The sequence below is a fragment of the Actinomyces sp. ICM58 genome (assembly GCF_000283035.1).
Lineage (GTDB): Bacteria > Actinomycetota > Actinomycetes > Actinomycetales > Actinomycetaceae > Pauljensenia.
This window is the reverse complement of the sequence record NZ_ALIY01000043.1, coordinates 1-10154: the sequence shown is the minus strand read 5'-3', so window position 1 is coordinate 10154 and position 10154 is coordinate 1. Positions and strand designations below refer to the sequence as shown.

The 10154-nt window shown below is 68.6% G+C and carries 10 protein-coding genes; 6 read left to right on the top strand and 4 right to left on the bottom strand.

Translation table 11 applies throughout. From position 1 onward, the window contains the following. Nucleotides 1-293: 293 nt before the first annotated feature. Complete coding sequence (hpf, locus tag HMPREF1138_RS01840) at nucleotides 294-941, top strand: ribosome hibernation-promoting factor, HPF/YfiA family (RefSeq protein ID WP_009055883.1); 648 nt, start codon at nucleotides 294-296, stop codon at nucleotides 939-941. Nucleotides 942-1127: 186 nt separating this feature from the next. Beyond that, nucleotides 1128-3986, top strand: coding sequence for a preprotein translocase subunit SecA (gene secA, locus HMPREF1138_RS01835; RefSeq protein ID WP_009055878.1), 2859 nt, complete (start codon nucleotides 1128-1130; stop codon nucleotides 3984-3986). 71 nt (nucleotides 3987-4057) lie between these two features. Here the strand turns inward: secA and HMPREF1138_RS01830 are convergent, their stop codons facing one another. After that, on the bottom strand, nucleotides 4058-4393 hold the full coding sequence (locus HMPREF1138_RS01830; RefSeq protein WP_009055872.1) for an Rv3235 family protein: 336 nt from the start codon (nucleotides 4391-4393) through the stop codon (nucleotides 4058-4060). 152 nt (nucleotides 4394-4545) lie between these two features. Continuing rightward, nucleotides 4546-5277 (bottom strand): LysM peptidoglycan-binding domain-containing protein, encoded by a 732-nt coding sequence (locus HMPREF1138_RS01825; RefSeq protein ID WP_009055876.1) that lies wholly within the window; start codon nucleotides 5275-5277, stop codon nucleotides 4546-4548. A 137-nt stretch (nucleotides 5278-5414) separates the two neighbouring features. Between HMPREF1138_RS01825 and HMPREF1138_RS01820 the strand changes: the two genes are divergently transcribed. After that, nucleotides 5415-5981, top strand: coding sequence for a hypothetical protein (locus HMPREF1138_RS01820; RefSeq protein ID WP_009055885.1), 567 nt, complete (start codon nucleotides 5415-5417; stop codon nucleotides 5979-5981). Here HMPREF1138_RS01820 and HMPREF1138_RS01815 read toward each other — a convergent pair. Next, entirely contained in the window at nucleotides 5975-6187 is a 213-nt protein-coding gene (locus tag HMPREF1138_RS01815) for a helix-turn-helix domain-containing protein (protein ID WP_009055879.1), read from the bottom strand. The two genes, HMPREF1138_RS01820 and HMPREF1138_RS01815, sit on opposite strands and share 7 nt — an antisense overlap. 145 nt (nucleotides 6188-6332) lie before the next feature. Between HMPREF1138_RS01815 and HMPREF1138_RS01810 the strand changes: the two genes are divergently transcribed. The 3 genes from HMPREF1138_RS01810 to HMPREF1138_RS01800 are packed head-to-tail and all read left to right on the top strand — an operon-like array spanning nucleotide 6333 to nucleotide 8628. Beyond that, a complete protein-coding gene (locus tag HMPREF1138_RS01810; RefSeq protein ID WP_238318587.1) occupies nucleotides 6333-6977 on the top strand; it encodes an SAF domain-containing protein in 645 nt (214 codons plus the stop codon). Next, on the top strand, nucleotides 6974-8155 hold the full coding sequence (locus tag HMPREF1138_RS01805) for an AAA family ATPase (RefSeq protein WP_009055881.1): 1182 nt from the start codon (nucleotides 6974-6976) through the stop codon (nucleotides 8153-8155). Before HMPREF1138_RS01810 ends, HMPREF1138_RS01805 begins: the two co-directional genes overlap by 4 nt. A gap of 2 nt (nucleotides 8156-8157) precedes the next feature. Next, the gene (locus HMPREF1138_RS01800) at nucleotides 8158-8628 is read left to right on the top strand and encodes a DUF6912 family protein (RefSeq protein ID WP_009055882.1); all 471 of its coding nucleotides are present in this window, start codon (nucleotides 8158-8160) and stop codon (nucleotides 8626-8628) included. A gap of 3 nt (nucleotides 8629-8631) precedes the next feature. Here HMPREF1138_RS01800 and HMPREF1138_RS01795 read toward each other — a convergent pair. After that, nucleotides 8632-10154: AAA family ATPase (locus tag HMPREF1138_RS01795; protein ID WP_009055874.1), on the bottom strand; the 1523-nt coding region annotated here is incomplete at its 5' end.

Sequence of the window (10154 nt, the reverse complement as noted above, 5' to 3'; positions counted from 1 at the left end):
CCTCGTCGTTGCGGTGGATGACGTCGTGACGACGGGGGCGACGATTCGGGAGATGGAGCGTGTGCTCGGTCGCCTGGATGGGATCGCGGCGTTGGCCCGACCGGGGCTTATCTCATGACGCAGGTCACCGGTCTGGGGTATGCTGTAGACACGGACTTTCGATAGCGCGATGGGCACAGACGCCTGTCACGTCAGTGCGGGAGGTGATAGCTCAGACCACGGTTCGGGCAGTGAGCACCGAACAATCCCCACCCGCGGGCAACGATGCCCGCCGCACACCATGGAGGAAACACATGGACATCACCGTCGTCGCACGTAATGCCGAGATTCACCCGAATTTCCGGGCATACGTGGAGGAGAAGGTTTCGAAGATCACCCAGTTCTACCCGCGCGCGCAGCGCGTGGACGTTGAGCTGACTCACGAACGTAACCCCCGCCAGGCAGACACCGCTGAGCGTATCGAGCTGACCGTCTACGGCAAGGGCCCGATCATCCGCGCGGAGGCTCAGTCTGCGGATCGCTACGCGGCCGTCGACATTGCCGCCGGGAAGCTCTACGAGCGCCTGCGCCGCCTGCGCGATCGCGTCAAGGACCACCGCCGTCGGTACCCGCGCGACCTGGTCGAAGCCGAAATCCTCGAAGTCACTCCTGTCGTCGAAGAAGTCGCCGAGCCCGAGCCTGAGGCCCCCAAGCCACTGAGCAGCGCGGGGGATCTGAAGGTCGGCGAGGCCCGTGAGGAGCAGTGGGGCGACACGCCCATCATCGTGCGCCAGAAGGTGCACGAGGCGCCGCCGATGAGCGTGGACGAGGCCCTCGATCAGATGATGATGGTCGGCCACCCCTTCTTCCTCTTCGTCGATAAGGAAACGAACCAGCCGTGCGTCGTCTACCACCGTCACGGGTGGACGTACGGCGTGCTTCGCTTGAACACGACGATCTGACGGTTCACTGATGTGGCTGTGCCCCGGGTCTTGGGCCCGGGGCACAGCCGTATGTTCGCTCTGAGACGTTAAATGCGTCCATGTTCGCGCGGGCGTTTCCACTTTGGGCAGTTAGTTCGTAAACTAATGGGTGGATTTGACTGTTCGCTCTACAAGGGGGCGGGCTATAGACGTCAGGAGCTATTCGTGTCGATTATTGACAAGATCCTTCGCGCGGGCGAAGGCCGGATGCTGCGCAGGCTGGATCGTCTCGCGTCGCAGGTGGATGCCTTGCAGGAGGACTTCGAGGCGCTGACGGACGAGGAGCTGCAGGCCAAGACCCAGGAGTTCAAGGACCGCCTCGAGGAGGGCGAGACCCTGGACGACATCCTGGTCGAGGCGTTCGCGACGGTCCGCGAGGCCTCGTGGCGTATCCTGCGCATGCGTCCCTTCCATGTCCAGGTCATGGGCGGCATCGCCCTGCACCAGGGCAAGATCGCGGAAATGAAGACTGGTGAGGGCAAGACCCTGGTTGCCACGATGCCCTCCTACCTGCGTGCGCTGACCGGCAAGGGCGTGCACGTCGTGACGGTCAACGACTACCTGGCGAAGTACCAGTCGGATCTGATGAGCCGCGTGTATAACTTCCTGGGCATGACGTGCGGCTGTATCCTCGTGGGCCAGACGCCGGCCGAGCGCCGCGAGATGTACGCCTGCGACATCACCTATGGTACGAACAACGAGTTCGGCTTCGACTACCTGCGTGACAACATGGCGCAGGTTCCCGAGGACATGGTCCAGCGCGGCCACGCCTTCGTCATCGTCGATGAGGTCGACTCTATCCTCATCGACGAGGCACGTACCCCCCTCATCATTTCGGGTCCCGCGGACGGTGACCTGAACCGCTGGTACGTGGAGTTCGCCCGCATCGCGCGCCTGCTCACGCGCGACGAGGACTACGAGGTCGACGAGAAGAAGAAGACCGTCGGCATCCTGGAGCCGGGCATCGATAAGGTCGAGGATCAGCTGGGCGTGGAGAACCTCTACGAGGCCGCGAACACCCCGCTGATCGGCTTCCTGAACAACGCGATCCGCGCCAAGGAGCTGTTCTTTAAGGACCGCGACTACATTGTGGACGGTGGGGAGGTCCTCATCGTCGACGAGCACACGGGACGCGTCCTGCCGGGTCGGCGCTACAACGATGGCATGCACCAGGCGATCGAAGCCAAGGAAGGTGTGGAGATCAAGGCCGAGAACCAGACGCTGGCCACGATCACGCTGCAGAACTACTTCCGCCTCTACCCCGAGGGCTCGCGCTCGGGCATGACCGGTACGGCCGAGACGGAGGCCGCGGAGTTCGCGTCGACCTACAAGATCGACGTCGTCCCGATCCCCACGAATAAGCCGATGATCCGCAAGGACCAGCCCGACCTCGTCTATCCGACGGAGAAGGGCAAGCTCAACGCGATCATCGAGGACGTGGTGGAGCGCCACGAGGCCGGCCAGCCGGTCCTCATCGGTACTGCGTCGGTCGAAAAGTCCGAGCTGCTCTCCCAGATGCTCACGAAGAAGCACATCCCGCACCAGGTGCTCAACGCCAAGCAGCATGCCCGCGAGGCCGCCGTCGTCGCGATGGCGGGTCGCAAGGGCGCAGTGACGGTTGCCACGAACATGGCCGGCCGCGGTACCGACATCATGCTGGGCGGTAACTCGGAGTTCATCGCCCAGGCGAACCTGGCCGCCGAGGGGCTCGATCCCAAGGAGAACCCGGAGGAGTACCGCGAGGCGTGGCCCAAGGCCCTGGAGGCCGCCGAGGAGGCCGTGGAGGCCGAGCGTGACGAGGTGCGCGAGCTGGGCGGCTTGTACGTGCTCGGTTCGGAGCGCCACGAGTCGCGTCGTATCGACAACCAGCTGCGTGGTCGAAGTGGCCGTCAGGGTGACCCGGGCGAGTCACGCTTCTACCTGTCGATGGAAGACGACCTGATGCGCCTGTTCAACTCGGGCATGGCCCAGCGCATCATGGCGTCCGGCGCCTACCCGGAGGACATGCCGCTGGAGAATCGTTTGGTGTCGCGTTCGATTGCGTCGGCCCAGCACCAGGTGGAGGCTCGCAACTTCGAGATCCGCAAGAACGTCCTAAAGTACGACGACGTCATGACGGGTCAGCGTGAGACGATTTACGCCGAGCGCCGCAAGGTGCTTGAGGGCGAGGACATGGGGCCGCAGCTGCGTTCCTTCGCGGAGTCGCTCGTGACGGGCCTGGTCGACGAGGCGATCGCCGACAAGCCGGTGGATGAGTGGGATCTGTCCTCCTTGTGGGAGAACCTGCGTGGTTACTACCCGCCGTCGGTGTCGATCGAGGAAGTCGAGGAGGAGCACGGCGGCAGGAATTCCCTGGTCCGCGACGACCTCGTCACTGAGCTCGTGGGTGACATCCACGCGGTGTATGAGGACACGGAGGAGCGCCTCGACGAGAATCCGCTGGCGCAGGCGCAGCTGGGCGATGAGCCCATGCGCACGCTCGAGCGCCGCGTCGTCATCTCCGTGGTGGATCGCCTCTGGCGCGAGCACCTCTACGAGATGGACTACCTGAAGGAGGGCATCGGCCTGCGCGCGATGGGTCAGCGCGACCCGCTCGTCGAGTACAAGGACGAGGGCGCCCAGATGTTCCAGGCGATGGTCGAGCGCATCCGCGAGGAGTCCGTCCAGCAGGTGTTCAGCTTCGCCAAGCAGTTCGAGCGCGCCTTGGCCTCGGCGGAGGAGCAGGCGGGTGGCGCGATTACGCGCGCGACCGTGGCTCCGGCAGACACGGGGGAGGCGAGCGAGCCTCGTCGCGAGGCTGACGCCGAGCCGAGCGTCGAAGAGGTGGCTTCTGCCGAGTCCGCGGCCTCCGAGGCCGCTCGCGAGGCCGTGGCGCACGCCCGCTCGGTCATGGGCACCGTGGGCCGCGAGAAGGCGCCGAGCCGCGTGAGCTACAGCTCCGCGGAGGGTGCGTCGGCCCCATCCGCAGCCGGCGGTAACCGCGCGGAGCGTCGCGCGGCGGCCAAGAAGCGTCGCCGCCGCTGACGCGCGTCGTCTCAGTTCAGTGAGCGAGGGGGTTCCTGCGGGAGCCCCCTCGCTCCTTTATGGGGGTGGGGTCAGGCGAGCTCGAGGGCGGTCGTCATCCACCGTCCCCGGTACTCTTCGAGGCGCAGGGCGAGCGCGTAGGTGCGCGTCGCCGTGGCGACGATGACGGCCACCTCCGTGTGCTTCTCGTCGATTGCGCAGGTGCGCACGTGGATGGGGGTGGTGCCGCGGGCGCAGGGGGAGAGGTGGACGCCGACGAGGGCGGCGTAGAGGTCGGGGAGGAGCCACCTGCGTAGCTGGGGTGCCTGGCGGGCTCCGGTGACGACCTCGACGATGGCGCGGGCGAGGAGGGCGGCCCAGGGGCCCGGATCCGGCAGGTCGCTGCGCAGGACGTCACGTTCGGGCACCGGTCTGGGGGCTGGCCTGGGGGAGCGTGCGAGCTGGCGAGGGGTGGACCATCGGAAAGGGGCTGCGGGCTCGGGATGTGAGGGGGTGGGCCCGGTGTGGGGGCGAGCGGGCTGCTGCGTGCGTTGATGCGTCCGGGGGTGGATGGGGGTGCTCATGGCAGGTCCTGGGGGATGGAGAGTTGCTGTCCGGGGTAGATCAAGTGCGGGGTGGAGATGGCTTGGGCGTTCGCGACGTGGATGGCTTGCCAGACGCGGGTGATCTGGGCGTCGTCGGAGCCTGGCCGCAGGGAGGCGGCGATGGACCAGAGGGAGTCGCCGGGGGCGACGGTGACGGTGTCGGGCAGGTCGGCCTGGCCGAGAGGTGGCGGATCCTGGGATGTGCCTTCCCGCGGGGCCGAGGCCGGGGTCGCCTCCGTTGCGCCCGTTTGCTGCGGCGTGGGGGCGCCGGGTGCGTCCGCCCACGTGAGGGACACGCCTGGGGAAGCGGTGTCCTGCGGGACAGCCTGGGCCGCGCCAAGGGGCGCGGAGGTGATGAGCGCGGACCCGATGAGGGCACCCGCGCCCGCCCGGGAGAGCAGGGATCTCGACAGTCGCGTGCCGTAGCGCGAGACGAGGGTGTGGGCGCCCCGGCGCAGCGGCGGCGGCGCCAGGCGCAGCGTGGCCAGGTGGGCGACGGCCGAGCACAGGAGGTTCCAGAACAGGAGCGCGAGGGCGATGATCGCGAGGATCCACACGACCAGCGTCTCGGGAGCGTCTGGCGCCAGCTGGGGCGCCGCGTAGGCGAGGTAGAGGGCATCGAGGGTGGCCGCCGGCGCGCCGACAAGCCACAGGAGTGCGTCGGTCAGGGGCGCCTGACCTCGTAATGAACGTGAATCGTGTGTCATGGCGAACTCTTCATTGAGGAGACGGATTCGATGGATAAACTATCCACTTCATGCAAGCAGATGTCAATCCATATCAGTTAATGTGATCAAAGTGTGATGTACAGCGCTCCAGCCGTCGTGTGTGGCATGGTAGGTCCATGGATATGCATGCCTTCATGGACGAGCTAGAAGCGCGCTTCGACGAGGAGAGGGGGCGTGAGATCGACGAGCTCATCGATGAGCTCACCGACGCCGAAAGAGCCTCCATCACGCTGTCCGCGCGGCTCGCGGGCACCGACGGGAGCGTGAGCCTCGCGCTGCGCGGGGGGAGCGTCGTCGTGGGCGAAGTGCTCGACGCGACCCGCTCGTGGGTGCTCCTGCGAGAGGGCGCCGGAGATAGCCTCGTCATGCTGCCCGCCGTCGTCGGCGCGTGGCCGCTCGGCCGCAGCGTCGCGCGCGAATCGTCGATTCGCGGCGGCGTCGGCGTCGGACACGTCCTGCGCGAGCTGTGCGCCCGCGCGGTCAGCGTCGCCATTGACTCGGACTGTGGTGACCACCGGGGAGTCATCGACGCGGTCTACGCGGACCATGTCGATGTCACCCTCAGCGGAGCGGCCCTCGGCTATGACGGCCGCGATGAACAGGAGGGGCAGACCGTCTCGCTGGCGCTCGCGGGGCTTCGTCGACTCCGCGTGCTCGGCCAGCGCTGGTCGCCTGCCTACTGAGCGTGCTCCGCCTTCTGACGCTCACGCGTCGCGGCGTACTGGTCCTGGATGAACTGCTCCAGGACGGACTCTTCGACCCGCCAGACGTGCTTGCCGCCCACCTGGATGGCCGGAAGCTCGCCGGAGGAAACGAGGGCGCGGGTGGCTGACATCGTGAGATTCAGGGTCTCGGCGACGTCAGCGAGAGTGAGGAATCGTGTTGCCATGGCAACATGGTATCAGTTGAGATCGTTTCGTTTGAATGGTTTGAGTCGACAATTTTTCGCTTGCGAATCGGTCGATCTGATCGGTTGGTGACGATAGATAGTCGATAACCTACCGCTTTTTGGCGGAAGCGTGCATCATGGAAGGGTGAAACGCGTCTCAGCTTCAGTGTCGATTCCGGCGCGCGCCCCCGGCTCAATGGACCGGCGACTCCTCCTCGGCGTCGTCCTCATCATCGCGTCCGTGATCGCTTTCAGCCTCCTCGGCGGCTTCCTGCGGGGAGGAAACCGCGTCTACACCGTCACGACCAGCATCGCCCCGGGCGAGGCGATCACGGCCGACAACGTCCGTGAGGTCGTCGTCCACGTCGACCCGACCGTCTACGCTCCGACCACCGAAACCCCCCTGGGCACGCGCACAACACGCCTCCTCACCCCCGGTCAACTCGTCATGCGCACCGACCTGGACACCGGCTCCCAGGTGGGTGCACGCGACCCCGACGGCATGCACCGCGTCGCGCTCACCGTCACCGCGGGACTGCCCGACGGTGTCGCCGACGGTACGCCGATACGTCTGTGGACCGTGCCCACCCGCTCCGCCTCACCCACAGAGACGAGCGCGCGCGAAATCGAGGGCACCTTCACCTTCGTGCGCACGGTCGACACCTCGGGCTCCCAGGCGCGCAGGGGAACACGCATCGAAATCATGGCGAACGGGGCTGCCCTACCCACGCTCCTGGCCGCCCAGACCTCGACCGACGAGCTCGCCGCCGTCCCCGTGGGGGCGCCGTGAGCGCCGTTCACGGGGTCGTCATCCTGGCCGATCAGCGATACGAGGCCCCGATCATCCAGGCGATCCAGTCGCGCGCCGACGCGCTGGCCATCGTGCGACGCTGCGCTGACCTCGCCGAGGTCATCGCCGCCGCGCGTGCCGGCGTCGCAGACCTGGCCGTCATTGACGGAGCCGACCCGGATCTCACGGCCGATGCCGTGGGCGCCCTGCGCGAGGCCGGCATGGAGGTCGTCGCCCTGGCTCAGCACGCCGAGCGCTTGCGCCTGTCAGCCCTCGGCGTCGCCTCAGTCGCTGCGCCCGCCAGCCCCGAACAGGTCGTCAACTCGCTCATCGCCGCGACCCGCACGCGACGCTCCCAACCGGCCACGGCCTCGTCGCCGCCACCGCCTCCCCCCACCAGCGCGGGCTCCGTCCTGGCCGTGTGGGGGACATCGGGGGCGCCGGGGCGCACAACCCTGGCCGCGGGCATCGCGACGATGCTTGCCGCGCGCGCCCCCACGATCCTCATCGACGCCGACACCTCCAACCCGACCGTCTCGCACCTGCTCGGACTGCCCGTCCACGCCTCCGGCCTCTCCGTCCTCGCGCGCGCCGCCTCACGAGGGGCCCTGACCCCCGAGGACCTGGTCGGCGCGTGCGCGAGACGCTCCGAGGGGCTGCGCATCGTCACCGGCCTGGTCACCCCCCACCGGTGGCGCGAGGTCAGCCGCACCAGCATCGAGGCGATCATCGCGGCGGCCCGTCTTTGTGCGCGCTACAGCGTCATCGACCTGGCGGCAACCTCCCTCGAGAAGGCCTCTCGCGGCGCAAACCGGGACGACGTCGCCCTCGGCGTCCTCGCACGGGCCGACCGCCTCGTCGTCGTGGCGCGCGGGGACATCGTCGGCGTCAACCGGCTCTCCTTCCTGGCGCGCTGGTGGGAGGAACACGGGCGCGACATCCCCGTCGACGTCATCGTCAACCGCGTCACCTCGGACGCGATCGGGCCCCGCCCCGTCGCCGCGCTGCAGGCCGCCATCGGCGCGTTCATGCCCGGGCACATCTTCCACACCGTGAGCGAGGACGGCGGGGTGGGACGGGCGTCCCTGCGCGCCAAGGCGCTGGGAGAAAAAGGCACGGGTTGCCTCGCCGCCGACGAGTTGGAAGCCATCGTGGCCCAGTGGGTGCCTACACTGTGAGCATGCGCGTCTACATTCCCGCCCTCTTGTCCGACCTGTCCGTCCCGCTGCCGCCCGTGCGCGGCGGCGTGCTGTGCGTGCCCGACGTCGCGATGAGCGGCGAGGACGTCGAGGTTCTCGAAGACGACGCGATCACCGAGGCCGCCCTGTCCAGCCTGGAGCTGGCCCGCGAGAGCGTGGGGGCCGCGCCCGCGCGCCTCGTCCTGGCCGTCGACACGCCCACCTCGACGACGCTGACCCCCGGTGATCAGATCGAGCCCCACATCTTCGCCGCCCCCGCCTTCGAATACACGTGGTCGGACGTCGCCGCGATCCTCGCCGACCTACCCGACGCCGCTCCGGCCGTGTCGGCCGTGCTGGAGGCTTCCACCCAGGAGGAGGCTGACGAGGCCGTGGCCGCCCTGTGGGAATCCTCCCTGGCGTGGTTCGACCGCTCCGAGCGGCCCGCCGTCCTGGCCATGCACAGGGGCTGAGATCTAGGCGCGCACCTGCAGGGTCGATCCTCCCTCCGGCAGCGGCCGCACCTGGATCTGGTCGGCGATCTGGGTCGCCATCTCTTCGACGTGCGAGATGACACCCACCGTGCGCCCCGCGCAGCGCAGAGCCTGGAGCTGCTCCATGACGAGCGCGAGGGTGTGCGAGTCCAGCGAGCCGAAGCCCTCGTCGATAAACATCGTGCGCAGCTCGACCCCTCCCGCCTCGGCCGTCACGACGTCCGCCAGGCCCAGGGCCAGGGCCAGGGACGTGTAGAAGGTTTCCCCGCCCGAGAGCGTGCGGGGGCTGCGCACGGCATCCGTGTCGTGGTCGACGATCGCCAGGCCCAGGCCCGACTTACGTGAGGAGGTGCCGTCGTCGGAGACCGCCACGAGCTGATAGCGGCCCGACGAGATGCGCTCCAGGCGCGGGTTTGCGGCCGCGAGCACGTCCTCCAGGCGGGCGATGAGCACCCACGCGGCCAGGGGAGTGGACGCCAGGTTCTCCGGGCCTGAGGCCGCCGCGATGTCCGCGAGGCGGCGGATGGGACCGGCCTGCTCCCTGGCGCGGGTGAGGGCGTCGAGCGCCTGCTCTAGGGAGGTGCGGGCCGCGTCGAGCTGCGCGCAGTGCTGCTCGAGGATGCCCGATGCCCGGGCGGCCGAAGCGGCGTCCTCATCGGCCCTGCGCGACGCCTCAGTGAGGGCCTCGACGTGGGGAGTGGGCGCCGATGCGGCGCGGGTTAGCCGCTCGGAGGCGAGGGCCTCGCGCGCCGCAAACAGCTCCTTGTCGTGAGCCTCCACGCGCGCCTCGAGTGCCTCGAGACGGGGCAGGGGAAGCAGGAAGGAGCGCCAGGAGTCGGCCTGAAGCCCCTGTTCCTCAAGCGCGTCCGCCAGGGAGCGTTGCGCCTGCGCGTGCGCGGCGCGGGCGTTGTCCCAATCGGCGCAGGCCCCGGCCAGTGCTGCGGTGCGATGCGCGCACTCATCCAGGTGTGCCGCGCGCTCGGTGAGGGACGCGAATCCGGAGCGTTCGGCTTCCACGCGGGCGAGGGCGCCGCTCAGCGCTGATTCTCGTTCCTGGAGGGTGGAGGCCAGGGACGCGGCCCCTTCGCGGGCGCGAGTGAGAGCATCCGTAAGACCGTCGAGGCGTGAGCGCTCCTGCGCGAGGGCCGCCTCGATGTCGGCGATCTGCGGGGAAAGGGCCTCCAGCGTCGCCACGAGCTCGGCCGCCCTATCCCGCTCGGTCTCGAGAGTCGGAGTGGGGGCACCCGCCACCTCGTTGAGCTGGGCGATACGCCGCACGAGGTCCTGGTGACGCGCCTGGGCGTCGCGCAGCGCGGCCTCCGCGCGGTCGCGCGCCTGGTCTAGCGCGGCGACCTGCTCGCGCGTGATCTCCCCGTCCGCGGCAGGTGCCGGATTGGGGTGCTCAGTGGAGCCACACACGGGGCAGGGTGCGTCTTCTTCGAGTTCGCGGGCGAGCGCCGAGGCGCTCTGGGCGATCCACAGGTCGTGGCCATCCGCGGCCGCCG

What these genes read in the sequence shown, in the direction of transcription:
- hpf (WP_009055883.1), top strand. Translation starts at nt 294, where the DNA reads ATGGACATCACCGTCGTCGCACGTAATGCCGAGATTCACCCGAATTTC.
- HMPREF1138_RS01825 (WP_009055876.1), bottom strand. Translation starts at nt 5,277, where the DNA reads ATGACACACGATTCACGTTCATTACGAGGTCAGGCGCCCCTGACCGAC.
- HMPREF1138_RS01820 (WP_009055885.1), top strand. Translation starts at nt 5,415, where the DNA reads ATGGATATGCATGCCTTCATGGACGAGCTAGAAGCGCGCTTCGACGAG.
- HMPREF1138_RS01815 (WP_009055879.1), bottom strand. Translation starts at nt 6,187, where the DNA reads ATGGCAACACGATTCCTCACTCTCGCTGACGTCGCCGAGACCCTGAAT.
- HMPREF1138_RS01800 (WP_009055882.1), top strand. Translation starts at nt 8,158, where the DNA reads ATGCGCGTCTACATTCCCGCCCTCTTGTCCGACCTGTCCGTCCCGCTG.